The 20,426-nt window shown below is 44.9% G+C and carries 19 protein-coding genes, 4 tRNA genes and 3 pseudogenes; 7 read left to right on the top strand and 19 right to left on the bottom strand.

Annotated elements, in window-relative coordinates:
- Position 1 precedes the first annotated feature (1 nt).
- Positions 2-1,438 carry an alpha/beta hydrolase family protein gene (locus V6N89_RS06735; RefSeq protein WP_346993573.1) on the top strand — a complete coding sequence of 479 codons (1,437 nt, stop codon included), beginning with the start codon at positions 2-4 and terminating at the stop codon, positions 1,436-1,438.
- 167 nt (positions 1,439-1,605) lie between these two features.
- On the opposite strand, the gene V6N89_RS06730 is transcribed toward V6N89_RS06735, so the two are convergent.
- Positions 1,606-2,046: an acyltransferase gene (locus V6N89_RS06730; RefSeq protein ID WP_346993572.1), complete on the bottom strand. Its 441-nt coding sequence runs from the start codon at positions 2,044-2,046 to the stop codon at positions 1,606-1,608.
- A 135-nt stretch (positions 2,047-2,181) separates the two neighbouring features.
- Entirely contained in the window at positions 2,182-2,583 is a 402-nt protein-coding gene (locus tag V6N89_RS06725) for a YybH family protein (RefSeq protein ID WP_338516902.1), read from the bottom strand.
- A gap of 192 nt (positions 2,584-2,775) precedes the next feature.
- Here V6N89_RS06725 and V6N89_RS06720 point away from each other — a divergent pair, with 192 nt between their 5' ends.
- The 6 genes from V6N89_RS06720 to V6N89_RS06695 all read left to right on the top strand — a co-directional run bounded on the left by V6N89_RS06720 (position 2,776) and on the right by V6N89_RS06695 (position 7,872).
- On the top strand, positions 2,776-3,354 hold the full coding sequence (locus V6N89_RS06720) for a TetR/AcrR family transcriptional regulator (protein ID WP_338516901.1): 579 nt from the start codon (positions 2,776-2,778) through the stop codon (positions 3,352-3,354).
- Positions 3,355-3,434: 80 nt separating this feature from the next.
- On the top strand, positions 3,435-3,926 hold the full coding sequence (locus V6N89_RS06715) for a DoxX family protein (protein WP_338516900.1): 492 nt from the start codon (positions 3,435-3,437) through the stop codon (positions 3,924-3,926).
- Between the two features lie 114 nt (positions 3,927-4,040).
- Positions 4,041-4,580 carry an adenylate kinase gene (locus V6N89_RS06710; RefSeq protein ID WP_338516899.1) on the top strand — a complete coding sequence of 180 codons (540 nt, stop codon included), beginning with the start codon at positions 4,041-4,043 and terminating at the stop codon, positions 4,578-4,580.
- Between the two features lie 179 nt (positions 4,581-4,759).
- Entirely contained in the window at positions 4,760-5,137 is a 378-nt protein-coding gene (locus V6N89_RS06705) for a BlaI/MecI/CopY family transcriptional regulator (RefSeq protein ID WP_338516898.1), read from the top strand.
- Between the two features lie 8 nt (positions 5,138-5,145).
- Positions 5,146-6,483, top strand: coding sequence for a M23/M56 family metallopeptidase (locus V6N89_RS06700; RefSeq protein WP_346993787.1), 1,338 nt, complete (start codon positions 5,146-5,148; stop codon positions 6,481-6,483).
- Between the two features lie 66 nt (positions 6,484-6,549).
- Positions 6,550-7,872 carry a LysM peptidoglycan-binding domain-containing protein gene (locus V6N89_RS06695; RefSeq protein WP_338516897.1) on the top strand — a complete coding sequence of 441 codons (1,323 nt, stop codon included), beginning with the start codon at positions 6,550-6,552 and terminating at the stop codon, positions 7,870-7,872.
- 258 nt (positions 7,873-8,130) lie between these two features.
- Here V6N89_RS06695 and V6N89_RS06690 read toward each other — a convergent pair.
- The 17 genes and pseudogenes from V6N89_RS06690 to aspS form a co-directional block, all read right to left on the bottom strand.
- Positions 8,131-8,221, bottom strand: a tRNA-Ser gene (locus V6N89_RS06690).
- Positions 8,222-8,330: 109 nt separating this feature from the next.
- Positions 8,331-9,388 (bottom strand): annotated as a pseudogene (nadA, locus tag V6N89_RS06685) (quinolinate synthase NadA).
- A 245-nt stretch (positions 9,389-9,633) separates the two neighbouring features.
- A tRNA-Lys gene (locus V6N89_RS06680) sits at positions 9,634-9,709 on the bottom strand.
- Positions 9,710-9,747: 38 nt separating this feature from the next.
- Positions 9,748-9,823 (bottom strand) — tRNA-Lys (locus tag V6N89_RS06675).
- A gap of 24 nt (positions 9,824-9,847) precedes the next feature.
- A tRNA-Lys gene (locus tag V6N89_RS06670) sits at positions 9,848-9,923 on the bottom strand.
- Positions 9,924-10,215: 292 nt separating this feature from the next.
- Complete coding sequence (gene ybgF, locus V6N89_RS06665; RefSeq protein WP_338516896.1) at positions 10,216-11,007, bottom strand: tol-pal system protein YbgF; 792 nt, start codon at positions 11,005-11,007, stop codon at positions 10,216-10,218.
- On the bottom strand, positions 11,007-11,573 hold the full coding sequence (gene pal / locus V6N89_RS06660) for a peptidoglycan-associated lipoprotein Pal (RefSeq protein WP_338516895.1): 567 nt from the start codon (positions 11,571-11,573) through the stop codon (positions 11,007-11,009). Before pal ends, ybgF begins: the two co-directional genes overlap by 1 nt.
- Positions 11,574-11,613: 40 nt before the next feature.
- Entirely contained in the window at positions 11,614-12,969 is a 1,356-nt protein-coding gene (gene tolB / locus V6N89_RS06655) for a Tol-Pal system beta propeller repeat protein TolB (RefSeq protein WP_346993571.1), read from the bottom strand.
- Positions 12,970-12,973: 4 nt separating this feature from the next.
- On the bottom strand, positions 12,974-13,807 hold the full coding sequence (gene tolA / locus V6N89_RS06650) for a cell envelope integrity protein TolA (RefSeq protein WP_346993570.1): 834 nt from the start codon (positions 13,805-13,807) through the stop codon (positions 12,974-12,976).
- Between the two features lie 7 nt (positions 13,808-13,814).
- Positions 13,815-14,234 carry a protein TolR gene (gene tolR / locus V6N89_RS06645; RefSeq protein ID WP_346993569.1) on the bottom strand — a complete coding sequence of 140 codons (420 nt, stop codon included), beginning with the start codon at positions 14,232-14,234 and terminating at the stop codon, positions 13,815-13,817.
- Between the two features lie 30 nt (positions 14,235-14,264).
- Entirely contained in the window at positions 14,265-14,954 is a 690-nt protein-coding gene (tolQ, locus tag V6N89_RS06640; RefSeq protein WP_338516894.1) for a protein TolQ, read from the bottom strand.
- A pseudogene (gene ybgC / locus V6N89_RS06635) lies at positions 14,944-15,343 on the bottom strand (tol-pal system-associated acyl-CoA thioesterase). The gene tolQ and the pseudogene ybgC overlap by 11 nt, the downstream one beginning before the upstream one ends.
- A 400-nt stretch (positions 15,344-15,743) precedes the next feature.
- Positions 15,744-16,748: a Holliday junction branch migration DNA helicase RuvB gene (gene ruvB, locus V6N89_RS06630; RefSeq protein ID WP_338516893.1), complete on the bottom strand. Its 1,005-nt coding sequence runs from the start codon at positions 16,746-16,748 to the stop codon at positions 15,744-15,746.
- 65 nt (positions 16,749-16,813) lie between these two features.
- Complete coding sequence (gene ruvA, locus V6N89_RS06625) at positions 16,814-17,434, bottom strand: Holliday junction branch migration protein RuvA (RefSeq protein ID WP_338516892.1); 621 nt, start codon at positions 17,432-17,434, stop codon at positions 16,814-16,816.
- Positions 17,435-17,548: 114 nt separating this feature from the next.
- Positions 17,549-18,067 carry a crossover junction endodeoxyribonuclease RuvC gene (gene ruvC / locus V6N89_RS06620; protein ID WP_346993568.1) on the bottom strand — a complete coding sequence of 173 codons (519 nt, stop codon included), beginning with the start codon at positions 18,065-18,067 and terminating at the stop codon, positions 17,549-17,551.
- The gene (gene nudB, locus V6N89_RS06615; RefSeq protein ID WP_346993567.1) at positions 18,067-18,507 is read right to left on the bottom strand and encodes a dihydroneopterin triphosphate diphosphatase; all 441 of its coding nucleotides are present in this window, start codon (positions 18,505-18,507) and stop codon (positions 18,067-18,069) included. Before nudB ends, ruvC begins: the two co-directional genes overlap by 1 nt.
- A 3-nt stretch (positions 18,508-18,510) precedes the next feature.
- Positions 18,511-20,273: pseudogene (gene aspS, locus V6N89_RS06610) on the bottom strand (aspartate--tRNA ligase).
- Between the last annotated feature and the right edge of the window lie 153 nt (positions 20,274-20,426).

Below are 20,426 nucleotides of genomic sequence, written 5' to 3'. Positions count from 1 at the left end.
CATGAAATCAGTAAAAGCACTTTTGACGCTAGTCTTGTTATTCATGCTTTGCAGCAATAAAAATGCATTGGCAGAACCACAAAAAAACAAAGATATAACAGGTAGTTGGGAAGGTGCACTTTCAGTGCAAGGTCAGAGTATCCCGCTCGTGTTTAATATTAACTCAGATTTGACCGCAACAATGGACAGCCCAGCACAAGGCGCTACTAATATACCCATTGAGTCGGTAACCGTTGATGGGTTAGAAGTTAATATTAATATTGCCGCAGCCGGTGCTTCTTTTATAGGCCGTTTAACCCTTGCAAACAATGAAATAAAGGGTCATTGGCTACAAGGTCCCAATAAACTGCCCTTAAGCTTAAAAAAGGCGGGCAAAAAAATAAGCTCAGTGGTCAAAAGACCGCAACATCCATTGCTTCCTTATGAATATGTGGTCAAAGAAGTAAAGTTTAAAAACCAAGAACAAAATGTAGAGCTTGCTGGCACATTAACTTTGCCCTCTTCAACAGGCAAGTACCCTGCTGTGGTATTGATTAGCGGTTCCGGCCCGCAAGATAGAGATCAAACGGTTATGGGTCACAAAACGTTCTTAGTACTAGCCGACTTCCTGACAAAGAAAGGGATAGCCGTTTTGCGATTTGACGATAGAGGAGTGGGTGATTCAACTGGTAATTTTGCAGCTGCCACCAGCGCCGATTTTGCTAGCGATGTGAGCGCAGCAGTGAATTACCTCTCTTCTCACGCTAATGTCGCGAAAGAGAACATCGGATTAATTGGCCATAGTGAAGGGGGCCTTATTGCACCAATTGCTGCGACAACCTCACCCAATGTAAGTTTTATTGCTTTACTTGCTGGACCTGGACAGAACGGAAACGAGATTGCTGTATGGCAAGTGAAAACAATCCTTAAGGCGACTGGGTTGAGTGAGGAAGCAGCGAATGCGGGGAGTAATATGACAAGAGCACTGAATGAAGTAGTGATGATGAATTCAGATAGTACAACGCTAACCTCCAAACTAATGAGCACTTACGAAAGAAACTGGCAAGCACTACCTGAAAATGTAAAATCAGAGATCAAAAAAATTGGTGGAGGTAAGCTATCACAGGCGCGCATTAAGGAGTTGACTTCAAATTGGACAAAATTCTTTCTAGCACACAATCCTGCGGCGTATCTTGGCAAATTGCAGATCCCAGTATTAGCAATTCACGGAGCCAAAGATACTCAAATGGATGCGAAGCAGAATCTCAAAAAGATTAGCGACGCTTTACATGAACACCCTCTTCATCGAGTTGAAGAAATAGCTGGAGTAAACCATCTATTTCAACGAGCCAATACCGGCTTTATGACGGAATATGCCAAGATTGAAGAGACCATGTCACCGAAAGTACTAGAAATCATCGGCGACTGGGTGCTTAAGGTTACTGTAGAGAAACAATAAAAAGCCTTCTGGGTGGGTTCGAACTTAAATGTGTCTGCCCAGTAAGCAATGACAGCAATTATTTATGAAAATGAATGTGATATACAAGAGGAGCCGAATAATCTCTACGTCGCTTACCACCTAACTCTAACCTTATTCCGAAATAGTTCTGCGTCTTTGTGTGAATGTTAAAACGAGAGCAACCGCACAATACTAAAACTAAAAATAATGAAAATACTGTTTGCTAGTGCTCTTACAAACCACTGGTAAGACGAAAATGAAACAGAGTACTTTTGCGTCAACAAAACCAGCAAGCCCATTAAGGCGAACCACGGGGTAAAAAGCACATAAATGTCCATGTAGAATAATGATATGGCTAGATCATGTAATAAACCGCTTATCGAAAAAGTTGCCAAAATAGCAAACCAAGCAGATGTGTACTTTTTTACAGGCCTTAAGACAAACTTGGCAAGGTAAAAACTCCAAATCGGGTTCCAATAATACCAAAACTCAGAAAAAGACTTCGCACCGAAAGAGCGATACAGCATATTTCTCATCGAGCGCTTTGCGCCAAGAGAAACGCCATTTCTTTTTTTTACATAGTGAGACAAAGAGATTGTTTTACGCATATCATCAACTCTATCAAGCTAGCGTTTTTTCTGTAAGTAGGCGAAACAAAGACATAGCTCAACGAATTTTCCCTAAAGTCGTTATTAACGCTAGCCTGCTCACATCTTTTTTATATTTCTATTGCGAAGTGCGCTTTAGGCAATTGCGTTACCAATAATTTCATGCCCATATGAGTTATCGATGGTACATAACCAAACTCCATCTTCTGACTTCTTGAACACGTAAGTGGCTTTACGCGTCACCGCGGGAAAGTCTGGACCAGAAACAACCGTGTTTGCCAAAACTAATGCAGTGTCGTCTGATTCTAAAACCTCTAACCCGTTTTGCTCTACGCGCAAGCCGTTATTAAAAAACTCGCTTATTTTTACAAAGGCATTTCTGAGCTGCTCTTTTCCTCGTGCATTTCTTCCTGGCTCTACAACCAGTACAGCATCATCAGTATAGATTGACATTAGCATGTCATAGTCTTTTTCCATGATAGCTCTGTCAGCAATCTCTATTTGTTGCTCCACCGAATTTTGATTTGTTTTCAACATTTCACATTTCCTATCTATAAATCATAGGCACCTTTTAGCGTCAGGTGCATAGTTAAATACATATAAAGCCTTTATATAACAAAAACATGGAAGCACTAATCTCTCATGCTTTATTGGAGTTTCACAAAAATACTTTATTTTTGTACCGTTTCGCATATAATAAATTTAAGACAAAATATTGCAAGAACATTTATGCAAACAGAAAAATCAAAAGCGCGAGGGCGTCCAAGAAAATTTGATAAGAATAAGGCACTAGACGGAGCTGTGAGTCTATTTATGCTGAAGGGGTATTCAGCTACTTCTCTTGACGACCTCGCAAAAGCTATGGGTATCAACAGACCAAGCATGTACAACGCGTTTGGCAATAAAGAGGCAATCTTTATTCAGTCTGTTGAGCACTACTTCGACAAAATATCAGCGCCACTTGCTCAAGCACTTGAGCATGAGCACGTAGAGGATGCCTTTAAACGCTTTTTTGATTGTCTGTTAGATTTCTACTGCAGTGACAATCTTGGCTGTATGGCGACAAGTACTATGCCAGCTGAGAGCGCCGAGAACGGTAATGTTCATCATTTTTACAAGGGCATCATGAGTAAGATTGATGCGCTTTTAAAAGCTAGGTTAGATGTTTGCGGTGAAGACGAGCAAAACACGCTCAATGCCCAACTACTGCAAGGCTTAATGCAAACGCTCAGCTTACGCGCGCGCGCTGGCGCTGACAGGTCAGAATTAGAAGAACTCTACCTTTTTGGTTTAAAGAAGATCCTTTGATCTCTAGATGCAACTGCTTGTCCTAGGTCTAGACAAGTTAACGAAACACAATTTACTGGGTAACATGACGGACTTTTGATATGACAACGCCAATCATTATACTTGCTTTACTGACTCTCCCATTAACGTTGGCCTTTTTGGCTTCTAAGTTAAATGGATCATCACTTGATAAGAGGAGATATGCGCTTTGGGGGTTAGGTATTACATTTATCTTTTTCTCAATAGGGCACATCGTTAAAACAGAAGGAATGGTTGAGATGCTCCCTCCATGGGTACCTTATCGACTATTACTAATCTACCTCACTGGTGCTTTGGAGTTAGCCGTGGGCCTAGCACTTTTTGTTCCAAAACTACAGAACGTTGCTGCTAAGTCCGCTATTGCTATCTTTATCATTTTCTTCCCCGCAAATGTTTACGCAGCACTAAATGCAACAGGCCTTGGTGGACACCAATGGGGTGCAATCTATTTATTGATTCGAACTCCGCTTCAGCTCATTTTAATTGGCTGGACTTATTTTCTATGCCTTGAGAAGGCAAAAGGTCGATTCAACTCGACACTAGAAAGTTACTGAGTGGATGAGAAGCATACAGATTCGGGAGCATACTAAACCAGCTTACGCTATTCGAAATGCTCTCAAATCTTTTGCTTTGTTGAAAACTAACTAACACCACACTGGCAGCAAACAATGAAGAAAATAGCAGTATTTGGAAAGCCTGCAAACGGGAAATCTACATTAAGCCATCGCCTATCCTTGGCTACTGGAATTAAGAAATATTCTATAGACTCAATACTGTATGAAAGCTCTGGAAAGGAAATTGAGCGAAGCTCTTATGAGACAATGCATTCTGAAATTATTTCGTCCCCTGAATGGATCATTGAAGGTTTCGGACCGCTCAATTCATTAGATTCGTTTTACCAACGTATCGCTGCTGCCGACACGCTTGTATATATAGATTTATCTTACCCTGTAACTTACTGGCTTGTTGTAAAACGCTTGTTGAAAAGTATATATAAGAAGCCTGAGGGTTGGCCAAAAAACAGTTCGGTTCTTGATGGTACTGTGAAGTCTTTTAAGACGTTGCGGCTCTGCCCTTTGTTTTGGAATGATAAATTTTTGCACTCTATTGAGAGCCGAAAAGATGAAAAAAATGTGTTCGTGATACGCTCATTGAGAGAATTAAAGCGCTTTGCAAATACTGTTTATAATGAAAACGAGAGTTTGTAGTCCCCCCTTTAATCAAAATTGACGGCTCGTTAGCACGTTAACATCATAATTAATCAACGATTAGGCGCAAAAGGCTAAGCAATGTCTTTTGCACCTTTGTCATTTACTCAGTAATTAATTTTGTTTTCTCGAAAGTCAGATGATAAAGTGCGACACACGTCACACTTAAACCATTTATCATGACACCGAATCCGACAGAACTAGAGATCTTAAAACTGCTGTGGAAACACCAGCCACGCACTGCCAAAGATATCCATGAATATTTGTCGCCCAAATACGGCTGGTCATATTCATCAACACGAAAAACACTTGAACGAATGGGCAATAAGGGCATCGTCTCTGTTGGCACTCGCGGTAACAAAAAGATCTTTTCCGCTAATTTAGAAAAAATCCCGACCTTAGCGAGTTATATGCAGGACTTTGCAGTAAACGTATTGGAGCTAGATGAGCCGCTCCCCATTACCATGTTTGCCGACAGCCGTTTAATCGAGAAAGAAGAAATTGATGAACTCGATGAGCTATTACAACAGCTCGCAAAAAATGAGAAGGCAAAATAGTGGAAACGATGGTCGTTCATTTTATCACTCATCAGTTGTTGCCTTGGTTGATGTTTTCGGGCGCGGTGTATGGCGTGATGGCGCGATTTACTCGCGGTCAAAATACTTCGCCTCTCGTATGGTGGTGCAGCGTGATAGTCACCTTTTTACCTCTATCGCCTTTCTTACTAACACCATTTGCAAACATTGCGGTTACTGCGCCGGACATTGCGTGGATTAATACCAGTATCGAGAATGCCCATTTGCTTAAACAAGCTACTCTCGCCCACGCTGAACTGAGTGATACCTACTATGCAGTGACGCTTTTTATAGCAATTTATTTCGGCGTGGTGTTTTGTAAGATGTTAGTGCTGGCACTTAATTGGTGGCGACTAAACGCCATCATGCGCCAAACCCAACCTGTAGATGTTGGGCTAAATACCGATTTAAACGTGGTAGTGTCACCACTTAATCACAGCCCATTCGTATATGGTGTACTAAAACCGATTATTGTGCTTCCGCACTATGCGTTATCGATGAGCGCAGCTAGACTGCGCATTTTGGTACAGCATGAGCTCACCCACATCACATACAAAGACCCTGCGTCCGTTGTTGTGTGGCGACTGCTAAGTATTGTGTTATGGGTAAACCCTTTTATCCGTAAAATGGAATGGCAGTTTATTAGAGCAATGGAGCACCGCTGTGACCACCAAACCATTGCTCGTTTTGGGCTAAAACCGTTTGAATACGCACAAACACTGCTGCAATCGCTGCGCAGCAGCGTGGTAGTCAATACTAACCCTGTCACTCAGTTTAATACGGCTGCACTTGACTCTGACGACTACAAGCAGCGTCTTACGCATATTGTACAAACAAAGCACCCTATGAACTTTAAAGCCATTTTGGGTTTGTGTGGTGCTATCGTATTTCTTGTGTGTGTAACAAACTATATAGATTCCGTAAACGGTAACGATGCACCACAATGGCAGCACCCGCTTAAGAACTACCATATTAGCTCGCCCTTTCGAAACGTGAGCAAAATCAGGTATTACAAGCCTCATCAAGGCGTAGATTATGTTGCCCCCTACGGCAGCGCAATTTCCGCTGCCGCAGACGGTGTTGTAGTAATAGGCGATGCACAAACACTTCATCCCAATTTTGGTAATGCTGTCATTATCCAGCACAAGGGGGTTATCAAACGCTTTATGCTCACCTCGCTATTATCGATGTCACACCAGGTCAATGGGTACATGTTGAGCGAGCGCATCGGGATAATTGGTGACACAGGGAAGACCACAGGCGTTCATTTGCATTTAGAAGTAATGCGGCATGAACAGCGCCTTAACCCCAGCGTGGTGTTCCGTTAATGAGCTATAACAGCAACCGTTTATTTATTTGCCTATAAGAATTTAGAACTAAAGGTTTTTTAAGTCATGATGTATCAAGAAGTACGCGGCTACAGTACTATTAGCCGTAAGTGGGTACTGTGTTTTGCAATTTTCCTTAGTGGTTGCGTAAGCACAGGACCTGAACAACAAAGTATGCCTACCCACGAAAGCAATACACTTTCAACAGAGCTAGTAGAAAACACACCTAAAAACGTGGCTAGTGCGGCTGATGATATAGCAACAGTGTCGCCGTTAGACCCAGCAAAAGCTGAAGATGTATGGGAGCGCATTCGAATACAATTGTCATTCGCTTTGCCTGATCATCAGCGTGTTAAAAACCGTATTCAGTGGTACGCCAATCAGCCCAACTACATGAATGTAATTAGCCAGCGGGCTGACCCGTTCTTGTATTATATCGTGACAGAAATTGAGCGCAGAGGCTTGCCTGTAGAACTTGCACTGGTGCCATTATTTGAAAGCGACTTTAATACCACTGCGTATTCAGACAAGCATGCATCTGGCCTTTGGCAGTTAACGCCGCTTATAGCCAAGCATTTTGGTGTAAAAATGAATTCGTGGTACGACGGAAGGCTGGATATCGTCGAGTCTACCAACGCCGCGCTCGACTTTTTGACCTACCTTCACAAGCGATTTGATGGCAACTGGCTTTACGCCATTGCCGCGTATAACACGGGGGAAGGCAGAGTAGCTAATGCTATCAGGCGAAATAAACGTGCGGGTAAATCCACAGACTTTTTCAGCCTTCAACTGCCGCGAGAAACGCGCGATTTTGTGCCTAAATTATTGGCAGCCGCTCATATCTTAAAACATCAAACTATTGCCTTTCCAGCCATAGCGAATACGCCTGTTATAACGGTAGCGCCATTACAAAATGGGGTCATTCTTGATAGCGCCAGCGAATGGAAAGAAGTAGCTATGCTGAACCCAGGGTACAGACGCTACCGTGCCCTTTTGAGCGGGCCTGAGCATATTGTGCTAAAAATCGATAAAGCCCACTGTTGGAGTAGCTATGTGGCATCGCTACCTGCCATACCTGATAGCCAATGGAAAACGTACCGCATTAAACGCGGCGATAGCCTAAGTGAAATAGCACAGAACTTTGATGTGACGGTGGCCGATATTCGTACCTTTAATCAACTCACCCATAGCCGAATTCGCGCCGGAGACGAGTTGATTTTACCTATACCAGCCGAACAGCAAATAGAGCATAAGGTGCGCTCGGGCGATAGCTTGTGGATGATTGCCAGACAGTACAATGTGACGGTAGATAAACTAAAACAATGGAATGGTTTAGCCCGCAGCCATTTGAATATTGGCGACACCTTGACGATTTTTCTGACTCCTTGAGTGGCTCCCCTCGGATTCTCACCCGTCACGACCCAACCAATACAAAAAAAGCCGACGAAAGCTAGGTTCTTTTATGTTTGGCGGAGAGAGAGGGATTAATTCAAAACGCTCATGCGTTTTGACCCCTTCGGGCTTCGCGGACAAGCCGCTCGTTTCAAGTTGCTTAGTCGCAACTTGTCGAACCCTGCACTCGGATTCTCACCCGTCACAATCCAACAAATACAAAAAAAGCCTAGCAAAAGCCGGTTGTTTTGTATTTGGCGGAGAGAGAGGGATTCGAACCCTCGATACGCTATAAACGTATACACACTTTCCAGGCGTGCGCCTTCAGCCACTCAGCCATCTCTCCAAATTTGGTATCAAGGAATTCCTTGAGCGCGCGTATAGTAGGTAATGCCGCGCGCTTAATCAAGAACTTGCTATAAATTAGTGAGCAAGTGCTTATAAAACGCGCTGTTTTACAAACCGCCTTTTGCTTTTAGCTCAGCCGAGAAATCTAACATGCGATCGAGAGGGATAAGCGCACCTTTGCGAAGATCATCGTCTACAAAGATTTCATGACCGTCACTTTCGCCCATTAAAGACGCCTTAATCGCTTCTAAGCCGTTCATTGCCATCCAAGGGCAGTGAGCACAACTTTTACACGTCGCGCCGTTACCGCCCGTTGGAGCTTCGATAAAGGTCTTCTCTGGCGTAAGCTGCTGCATTTTGTAAAAAATGCCTTTATCTGTGGCAACAATAAAGGTGTCGTTGTCCATGGTTTGAGACGCTTTTATCAGCTGGCTGGTAGAGCCAACCGCATCAGCCATTTCGACGACACTTGCTTAGGTGATTCAGGGTGCACCAATACCGCAGCATTTGGATATAACGCTTTCATATCAGCCAGTTTTTGTGCAGAAAACTCGTCATGAACAATACACTCGCCTTGCCACATTAGCATGTCTGCACCAGTTTGCTTGGCAATATACGAGCCTAGGTGGCGATCTGGGCCCCAGATGATCTTTTTGCCTTGACTGTCGAGGTGTTCAACAATTTCTAATGCAATACTAGAGGTAACCACCCAATCTGCACGCGCTTTAACCGCGGCTGATGTATTGGCGTATACAACGACAGTATGGTCAGGGTGCTGGTCGCAGAATTCACTGAATTCTTTTACCGGACAACCAATGTCTAACGAACAGGTTGCCTCCAGTGTTGGCATAAGCACGTTTTTTTCAGGGCTTAGGATCTTTGCAGTCTCACCCATGAAACGTACGCCAGCGACAATGAGCGTTTGTTCTTGCGCATCGCGACCAAAGCGCGCCATTTCTAGCGAGTCTGCTACACAACCACCGGTTTCTTCAGCTAGCGCCTGAATTTCGTGGTCGGTATAATAGTGTGCTACTAGCACCGCATTACGGGCTTTTAGCAAGGCTTTAATTTCAGCCTTCAACTCAGCTTTACGTGCTTCTGATAATGGCTGTGGTTTTGCAGGGAACGGGTACTCAACCTGATCCACTCGAAATGCTACTGACATTAACCTACATCTCTGTTGCGACAAGGGTGCGGATTATACCCAACTGTCATAAAAATTACACACTGCATAGACAACAATAGCGTAATAAAATAGTCGTATTGGTGATGACTAAACCGTGCTTCTGATAAGTGCTTGAATTTAGTTACATGGGGACAAGTAGAGAAGATCAAATAGCCAGAGCTAAAGCACATTCAAAATCGCTGCGCGAGTTTTAATTCTTGGAGAGTATTTGGTATTGAGCTTGATGGTGGGTCGTGCTGGATTCGAACCAGCGACCAATTGATTAAAAGTCAACTGCTCTACCAACTGAGCTAACGACCCATCAAGTGACACTTAGATGTGTAATGCATTTCAAATGATGGTGGGTCGTGCTGGATTCGAACCAGCGACCAATTGATTAAAAGTCAACTGCTCTACCAACTGAGCTAACGACCCATCATTTGATGCTAGGAGAGAAAGTGGTGGGTCGTGCTGGATTCGAACCAGCGACCAATTGATTAAAAGTCAACTGCTCTACCAACTGAGCTAACGACCCTTTCTTTCCTGTTGTTGCCTATGTCTTGGCAACGGCGGCATATAATACTCAGATTTTTTTCTGACGCAACCCATAACGTCTTTTTATTTTCATTTTTCTGTCAAATTACGACTAAACGGTCAAAATGAAAACAAATCGCTGAGTATTTATACCAGTAGTAATTGAGTTTAGTAGATTTTCTACAGAGTCACAGAAAAATCGGTGACGCAGATTTGCTCACCTAGCTATAGATAATTCGTCTTTCCGGGTCGGGAAAGACACAAAAAAGCCTCTTTTAAAGAGGCTTTTTTTATTACAAGTTATTTAATCGAGATTCCGCTAGCCGTTTGGCCGAGGAATTTGGGTATTCAGTGATAACTTGCTGCAGTAGTTGACGAGCAGATGCTGCATCGCCAGTACGCTCTGCTATAACGCCAAGTTTCAGCAATGCATCAGGGCGCTTTGTTGAGTCAGAGAAACGATTAGCAACAATATTAAATTGCTCGCTCGCCTCGCTCCAGTTTTGTTTGTTAAACAACAACTGACCTAGCCAGTAATGCGCATTTGGTGCATAGCTACTTGAAGGGAAACGCTCAATAAACGATTGAAATGCCGGGATAGCCTTATCGTATTCGCGAGATTTTAAAATAAGGTTTACGGCACTTTCGTAAGCTTCATCTTCGCCAGCCTGCGATGCTTGCGGTGTTGCTGTCGAAGGAGAGCCCGTCATAGGCGTATCAACACCAGCGCTTGGTGTCGCGCTACCCTGCAGTGAACCGCCTTGTTTAAGAGCCTCTACGCGCTTGTCTATTTCAAGATAAAGCTCTCGCTGACGCTCTAGCACTTTTTGAAGTTCGTTAGTATTCACTTCAACAGCGCCGCGCAATTGGTCGACTTCCATCTGCATGTTGTCTAACTGAGTTTGCAACCTATGCTGCATTTCAGTTCGACTTTTAACAATTCGCTCAAGCACTGCAATTCGCTGCTCTAACTCACTGCCACCATTTGCATCCACCACAGGCGCTTGCGCAAATGCGGTAGATACAGCAAGGGCGGCACTTAAAGTGACGCCCATCTTTAATGTCTTATTCGCTAGAATAGTCATTAGCGGTATACAACCACTCCGCGACGGTTTTGAGCAAATGCATACTCAGTAGAACCCATCACAGCTGGCTTTTCTTCACCGTAAGAAACTACAGACACTTGGCTGCTGCTCACACCCGCATTTAGCAAATATGTCTCAACAGACTGTGCACGACGCTCGCCTAGTGCGATGTTGTACTCTGGAGTACCGCGGCTATCTGTGTGACCTTCGATAGTCACTTTCATGCCTGGGTTTTTCACCAAGAATGCAGCGTGCTTATCTAGAATACGTTGGAATTCAGGCTTGATGCTCGAGCGGTCGAAATCGAAGTAAACGGTTTGTTCGTTCTTCAACGCTTCCATTTCTTGCTGAACCATCTCTTCTTGACGCTTCATCCGCTGAGCCGCTTCCGCTTCAACGCGTTGCGCTTCGGCTGCACGAGCTTCTGCTTCAGCCGCCGCTTGTTCTTGTGCTAAACGGTTACGTTCTGCTGCTAACTCTTCTTCGCTAGGGCCTGACGAACACGCCATCATTGTCACTACTGGCAAGGCGATAATGAAGCTTTTCATCACTTTATTCATTTGCATCCTACTAATCCTTAAATTTTATTGTTTAGTCGTTAAATTGTTAGAACAAAAATGGTGACCAACTTGGCGATTTAACTTGCCCATTGGCTGCTGGTAACCTAGCTTTAAAGCGCCCATCTAAAGATACCAGTGACAACACTTGGGTACCTTCATGTAAGGTGCTATATATAATCATGCTTCCATTCGGCGCTACACTTGGTGACTCATCTAAGTACGTCCGTGTCAGTACTAAAGGTGAACCGCCATCTAATGACTGCTTAGCAATGTGGTAGTTACCATTGGTCTGATTAACCATAATCATTTGCTTACCGTCAGGAGAAATTGTACCACCAAGGTTCTGTTCACCTACAAAGGTAACTCGCCTTACTTTCCCAGAACTTAAATTTACGCTATATATCTGGGGTTTACCACCCCGTTCAGAGCTAAATATTAAACCACTGCCATCTGGAAGCCATGACGGCTCCGTATCAATCGCTCTATTGCGTGTAACACGGCGTAAGTTTTTAGTCGCGAGATCCATAATATAGATCTCTGGGTTCCCATCTTTCGATAGCACCATTGCAAGTTGCTTGCCATCTGGCGAAAATACCGGACTACCATTAATACCTGGGAAGTCTGTGATACGCGTACGCTCACTGGTATAAATGTTTTGAATGTAAATTTGTGGGCGGCGGTTTTCAAAACTCACATAGGCCAGCTTCTCACCATCAGGAGACCATACTGGCGACATAAGAGGCTCTGGCGAGGACAACAAACGCGTCTCGTTTTCACCATCATAATCTGCAATCACCAGCTGATACGGTTTTTCCACTGTGTCTCTGTCTCGTACGATGACGTAGGCAATCTTAGTAAGAAAGGCGCCGCGCACATCGGTGAGTTTTTCATACACAATGTCACTGATACGATGTGCGTATTGGCGAAAATCATTTCCATTAATCACCGCCTGACGAGCCACAATAACATGCTCATTGCTCGTCACTAGCGAACCATTCTTAAGTACTTTGGCCTGCCCGCCGTCAAGCTGACCTTTAAGGATATCAATCAACTGATAGCTAACTAAATAACGGTTTGCGCCTTGCTCTTCAATACTACCAACAAGCACAGTGTCTACACCCAACGTAGCCCATGCCGTATAACTCACATCATCAGCGGTTTCTGGGTACTGAGGCATGTCACTTACCGCAACAGGGTTAAACTTGCCGCTGCGCATAAGGTCAGCCATTATCACTTTAGAAAGCTCGCCAGGCATGGCCCCTTGCCCTTTCCACTTAAATGGCACAACACCGATGGGGCGAGCACTATCTACCCCCTCAGTTATCACAATTTCTAAGGAAGCAAATACTCTGGCACTGAAAGCCATCGTAATTAGCGCTATCCATAATCCTAGTTTTTTCATACCACTATAATTCCACTTTTAACGTAATGTCTTTTAATTGTTCGTACACGTCTGGCGCTTCTGACACAGGCAGCTTCTCTGCTCGGCGTACGGCAGTTTCAGCTGCACGGCACAACGCATCGTTACCGCCAAGTACGCGAATACTCGTAACAAATCCGGTTGTTGCAAGGCGTATATTCAAACGGCAAGTCTTGCCCTCAAAGCTATCGTCAGAGTACAGGTTGCGCTTGATGGTTTGCTGTATCAGCGCGGTATAACGCTCAACCTCAGTAAGCACCTGCTTTCTTCGTCTTTCTTGCTGAGCAGCACGCTCTTGCGCTAGCTGCTCTTGCATGATCCTTTCCATTTCGGCGCGTTCAGCCGCTTCTTTTTTCTTTCGCTCAGCGTCAGCTTTCGCTTTTGCTTCTCTCTCTTTGCGTTCCTGCTCTTTTTGTGCGGCTAGACGTTCCAATTCTTTTTGGCGTCTGACCTCTGCCGCCTTAGCCTCTCGCTTCGCTTTTGCCCTTTCCGCTGCCAGCTGTTGCTGGCGCTTTTTCTCGGCCGCTGCTTTTGCTTTTCGCTGACGCTCTTGTTCCTCTGCTCTTGCTTGTGCCTCAGCTTGTGCTTGAGCGCGTTTTTTATCAGCAATGGCTTGGGCATCAATAAACGTTGCTTCTATAACAGGTGCATTGGTTTGCACACTAGGCAACGGCTCTGGAGAAAAACTGACGCTAATTAGCAACAGTGCAGCCACCACAGCATGGAGCCCCAACGACTTGTATAATCCAAGTTGTTCGGGGCTCATTTTACTGGGTGCTTTTTTCGCAGTCCCTTTGTCCGGCATCTCAGGTTTAGACATCTCGATACTACTCAACAGGATCCGTCATTAAACCTACAGACGGCACACCCGCTTGCTGCAATAACACCATTAACTGTATTACCTCATTGTAAGCAACTTGACCATCACCCTTAACCACAATAAGCGTGTCTGGTGCTTTAGTCAACTGCGCTTTTACAATTGCGCCTAACTCATCTTTGCTAATAGGTGATTCTTGATCATTCCCTACATTCAAGAAATAACGCCCTTTCACGTCTACCGACGCAATCATAGGTGGGTTATCTTCTTGCTCAATAGGATTGGCACTCGCCTTCGGCAAGTCTACTTTTACCCCTTGTGAGATAAGGGGAGCCGTTACCATAAAAATGATTAGCAGTACTAGCATCACGTCGATGTATGGCACAACATTAATTTCAGATACCGGTCGACGACGTTTTCTTACGTACATAACAAGTCCTCCGCTTTTTGATGTAAACGCTTAGGCTTGTTGTTGTGCTTGCGCAGCAACTGCTTGGCGATGAAGAATGGCTGAAAACTCTTCCATGAAGTTACCATAGCTGTTTTCCAGTTTTTCTACCTGATGGCTAAAACGGTTATAGGCAATAACAGCAGGAATGGCGGCAAAAAGACCAATAGCGGTTGCAATAAGCGCTTCAGCGATACCTGGCGCAACCATTGCCAACGTCGCTTGTTGTACTTCGCCAAGCGCGATAAACGCATTCATGATGCCCCACACCGTTCCAAATAGACCAATATAAGGGCTGATTGAACCCGCTGTAGCGAGGAATGGTAAGCGACTTTCAAGCTCTTCAACTTGACGCGACATAGAAACGCGCATCGCGCGGTAGGTACCATCGACAATGCCATTCGTCGCAGTGTTTGATTTACGCAGGCGAACAAATTCTTTAAAACCTGCGCAGAAAATGCTTGCCATACCGTTTAGGTTGGTTCGCGCAGAGAGTTCTTGATAAAGACGATTTAAGTCTGCTCCTGACCAGAATTTATCTTCAAATTGGCGCATTTCAGTTCGCGCCGCTGAAAGCGCCTTACTGCGTTGGAAAATAAAGGTCCATGACGCAATCGACACACTAAGTAACAGCAGCATGACTAATTGAACAATGAAACTTGCCTGTAGAAACAAGCCGATAAAAGTAAGATCAGATGACACGCGAAATTTCCCCTAACAAAGTACGTGGTAATCGTTTTGGCTTCATAGTTGCCAAATCGACGCAGGCAACTTGAATATCTCCAGATACCAATTTATTGCCTTGTTCATTTTTTATGATTTGTTGAAACGTCATACTAGCGCCTTTCAATTCTACAACGTGAGACTCAATACTCAACAGTTGGTTGAACCGCGCTAAGCGCATAGTTATGCATCTCAACGCGTTTGACGACAAAAGCGACTGATTGTTCCATTAATGTGTCTTGCTCGAAACCAAGACCCCGCAACCACTCTGTTCGAGCGCGCTCCATAAACTTTAGGTAGTTTGCGTAGTACACAATTCCACCTGCATCTGTGTCTTCGTAATACACTCTTACCTGATGTTGATGCATAACTATTCCCTTACCAAGAAAATTATTAATCCAACCCGCCGTTGAAACAACAAAATAATACGACTAACTACATTAAAAATATGCGCCTCAAACCCCGTTAAAAAGGACTTTTAATCAAAATTATACCATTGATAAACATATAATTAACACATTAGATTTTCTAATTTGAAATAACAATTTTACTCAATTGTAGTTTTTTGAGGGCTCCCTATAATGCACAGCATCAGTCATACAGAGTGTGATGGTGCGAAGCACGGTCATACAAGAGACATTCTCCTGTTAGACATGAGTTCCCTGGATTTATTTCCTTCAACACTTGTTGTTTTAGCCCGCTCAATGAGCGGGCTTTTTTTTGTCTGTTTCACGCACTAGCTCAAGCATGTCCTGAGCCTCACGTATGCTATTTCGTAGGTGTAAAGCCGAAGTGTAGATAAGCGCGATTTGAAACTATACGACCACGGGGCGTGCGCTGCAGGAAACCTTGCTGGATAAGAAACGGCTCGATAACGTCCTCAATGGTTTCTTTCTCTTCACCGATAGCAGCCGCGAGATTGTCTAGCCCCACGGGCCCACCGTCAAACTTTTCAATAATGGCTGTCAGTAGCTTACGGTCCATGTAGTCAAAGCCTTCTTTGTCCACATCAAGCATATCAAGCGCTTTTGCTGCCGTTTCGGCACCCACGGTTCCATCAGCCTTAATCTCTGCATAATCGCGTACACGTCTTAACAAGCGATTTGCTATCCGCGGTGTTCCTCTAGAACGACGCGCTACTTCCTGCGCACCTTCTTCACTCATATCTAAATTAAGAAAGCTTGCGCTGCGCGCCACAATACTCGTTAGGTCTTTAACCGAATAAAACTCAAGGCGCTGAACAATACCAAATCGGTCTCGCAGTGGTGATGTCAACGAGCCTGCGCGCGTCGTAGCGCCTACCAAGGTGAAAGGGGGAAGATCAAGCTTAATGGAACGAGCAGCAGGCCCCTCACCAATCATGATATCAAGCTGATAGTCTTCCATGGCAGGATAGAGAATTTCTTCCACCACTGGGCTTAAACGATGAATCTCATCAATAAACAAGACATCATTGCGCTCTAGGTTTGTAAGAAGCGCAGCTAAATCCCCCGCTTTTTCTAAGACTGGGCCTGAAGTGGTCTTGATATTCACGCCCATTTCGTTTGCAACGATGTTGGCTAATGTGGTTTTTCCCAACCCTGGAGGCCCAAAAATAAGTAAATGATCAAGTGCATCATCCCGGTTTCGAGCCGCTTGGATGAATATCTCCATCTGTTCACATACATGAGGTTGACCCGTGTAGTCTTCCAGCATTTTTGGCCGAATGGCGCGATCTATCACCTCATCTTCATTGCTGGCATCAGGTGTAATCAGTCTGTCTGCTTCAATCATAATTCATCTTCTTAGAACATCACCTTGCGACATTAACAGGGTCGTCGCACATGATCAGAACGGTGTTAAATTGCCGCCTTTAAGGCTTCTCGTATAAGCGCTTCGCTTTCCATGCCTTCCGTGTAGACACTCTCTACCAATTTACTGGCTTGTGCAGGTTTGTACCCCAATGCAATAAGTGCGCTTTGCGCTTCTTCGCGGGCGTCATTTACCTCAACAATGGTGTTAGACGATAATAAATCTGCGCTTGGTGGTGGTACAGCAATACTTTGCGCTTTGCCAAACTTCGCCAGCCTGTCTTTAAGTTCGACAACCAGACGCTCAGCGGTTTTCTTCCCAATGCCAGGAAGGCTCACCAATGCAGACACATCTTCGTTTTGCACACTGGCCAAAAATTGCGTCGCAGACATACCAGAAAGAATAGCTAACCCCAGTTTAGGACCAACGCCATTGGCTTTAATTAGCTCTCTAAACAGTCCACGTTCCATTTTGTCGGCAAAACCAAACAAGAGTTGTGCATCTTCTCGAACCACAAAATGTGTGTACACCACTACTTCTTCGCCCACGGCTGGAAGTTGATAGAAGCTTGTCATTGGCATATGAATCTCATAACCAACACCCGCTACATCTACAAGAATTTCTGGTGGCTGTTTTTCAGCCAACGTACCGCGAATTCGTCCAATCATGCATTATCTCTTTGTCAGTCTTTTTCTACAGCTGTTGTTGTCTGCGTGCAATTAACGCAATGACACAAAAAGCATTTAATATGGAAGACGGGCTCTAGGAAGTCGGTGTTTGAATTAGCGCAAACGGCCGCGCACTGTTTTACGCGCTTGACCTGCCATATTTATAAGGCTTTGTTCAGTATGCGCATGGCATAGTGCAACCGCGAGTGCATCGGCAGCATCAGCCTGTGGTGTGCCGCTCAAATTCAATAAGTGTTTAACCATATGCTGAACTTGCGACTTGTCAGCACTGCCTTTTCCCACAACCGCTTGCTTAATTTGTCGCGCACTGTACTCCGCGACGGGTAGCTGCGCCTGCGTGGCAGCAACAATAGCGGCTCCTCTAGCCTGACCTAATTTAAGGGCAGAATCGGGGTTTTTCGCCATAAACACTTGTTCTATAGCAAACTGTGAAGGCTCGTACTGTCGAATAATGTCGCCAATACCGGTGAAGATATTCGCTAGTCTTGCTGGAAGTTCAGCAGTACCGACACGTATACATCCACTCGCTACATACACCAATTTACCTTGCTTGCGCGCAACTAATCCATAACCTGTGATCCTAGACCCTGGATCTATACCCAGTATAACCATTAAGGCACACTCGGTACAAACAAAGATACCGCTTCTCGGTTTGACGGTGACCAAAGACGCTCAAGCGCCTCTTGTTGTGACACCCATTCGTATTGCAAATGTTCGGTAAGGGTTAAGGGCATATCGCTATTGATTTGAAGGGAAAACACATGCTCGGTGTTGTAAACCGTGCCAGGAGGGTAACGATGTAGCCAGCGGCTACGAATGACATATTGATTTTGTTTGCAGTGATCATTGACCACAAAGCCATGTTGCTTGGCATCAATACCAATTTCTTCTGCTACCTCTCGGTAAGCAGTGTCGATGGGCAACTCTCCTTCTTCTAGCGCGCCGGTAACCGATTGCCAAAACGTTGGATCATCCTGGCGCTGAAGAAGTAGCACTTGGTGGTGTTGGTCGTACAACACCACCAGTGCTGATTCTGGCTTTTTATATGCCATAAATTACGACTGTTTTTTCACCGTAGCGATGGCCAACTCTTCAAGCTGTTGAGGGTTAGCAGGGCTAGGTGCAGACGTTAATGGGCAGGCTGCTGTGGTAGTCTTAGGGAACGCCATTACGTCGCGAATTGATGTTGCGCCCGTCATAAGCATAACAAGACGGTCTAGACCAAACGCAAGACCGGCGTGCGGTGGCGCACCAAAACGCAATGCATCTAGCAAGAAGCCAAATTTGTTTTTCGCTTCTTCATCGTCAATACCCAAGATATTGAATACTGCAGACTGCATATCTTCGTTATGAATACGAACAGAGCCACCGCCCAATTCAACGCCGTTTAATACCATGTCATAAGCGTCCGACAACGCTTCTGCAGGGTTCGCTTTTAGCTGTTCTGGCGTTAAGCCACGGGGCGCTGTGAATGGGTGGTGAATGGCGTGAAGCTGACCATCAAACTCTTCAAACATTGGGAAGTCTACAACCCATAGTGGCTTCCATTCGCCTTCAAGCAGTTCGAAGTCCTCGCCAAGCTTAAGACGTAGTGCGCCCATAGCTTCGGTGACCACTGTGTAGCTATCCGCGCCAAACAATAGGATATCACCCGTTTGTGCACCTAGGTGCGCTCTAACATGGCGTTAGTGATGTCCTCACTTAAGAACTTAAGAATAGGCGACTGTAGACCTTCAAGACCCGCCGCAGCATCGTTCACTTTTATCCATGCAAGACCTTTGGCACCATAGATACCGACAAACTTGGTGTATTCGTCAATATGCTTACGCGATAGCGATGCACCACCCGGCACGCGAATGGCAGCAACGCGCCCCTTAGGATCGTTTGCCGGGCCGCTAAAGACTTTAAAGTCTACATTAGCCAATAGATCAGCAACGTCAGTAAGCTCAAGCGGGTTACGCAGGTCTGGCTTATCGCTACCAAAACGCTTCATAGCTTCAGCGTATGACATACGCGGGAAATCACCCAGCTCAACGTCTAGCATTTTGTTGAACAAGTCACGGATCATACGTTCAGTGATTGACATTACACCGTCCGCATCAAGGAACGTGGTTTCGATATCGATTTGAGTAAATTCAGGCTGACGGTCTGCACGCAAATCTTCATCGCGGAAACATTTCACGATTTGATAATAGCGGTCCATACCTGACATCATCAGAAGCTGTTTGAACAGCTGTGGCGATTGCGGTAATGCGAAAAACTCACCTTTATGAGTACGGCTTGGTACTAGGTAGTCGCGGGCACCTTCAGGTGTCGCTTTAGTAAGAATAGGCGTTTCAATATCAAGGAAACCTTCATCTTCTAAGAAACGACGAACTGCGCCAGTGACTTTTGCACGGAACTGCAGGCGTTGGCTCATGACTGGACGGCGAAGGTCAAGGTAGCGATAACGCAGACGTTGCTCTTCTGAGTTTTCTTGGTTCCAATCAAGTGGAAGTACGTCAGATTTATTGATCACTTCAAGACCAGTACCAAGAATTTCGATTTCACCGGTACGCATATCTTTGTTCACTTGACCTTCAGGACGTGCTCGAACTTTACCTGTTAGCTTTACGCAAAATTCGCTACGCAATGTGTTAGCAACAGACAGCACCTCGGGTAGATCTGGGTCGAATACCACTTGCACGATACCTTCACGATCGCGTAAGTCGATGAAAATAACACCGCCTAAGTCGCGACGCTTGTTAACCCACCCGCAAAGGGTGACTTCTTGTCCAATATATGATGAATCGATATTCCCACAGTAATCTGTGCGCATGGTCCTTGACCCCTGATGTTTTTTCTTTCTTCGCATGAAGTGTTAGTGGCGTTTATTTGAGCATTGTTTAGGACTTATTAGATGGACTAAATTCGCGTAAACTTGCTGGCCAATTAGTTGGCCTGCCCACTACATGCATAATGTAATGATTTA

The sequence above is a fragment of the Alteromonas gracilis genome, from assembly GCF_036870955.2.
Lineage (GTDB): Bacteria > Pseudomonadota > Gammaproteobacteria > Enterobacterales > Alteromonadaceae > Alteromonas > Alteromonas gracilis_A.
This window is presented reverse-complemented; position numbering and strand designations above follow the sequence as displayed.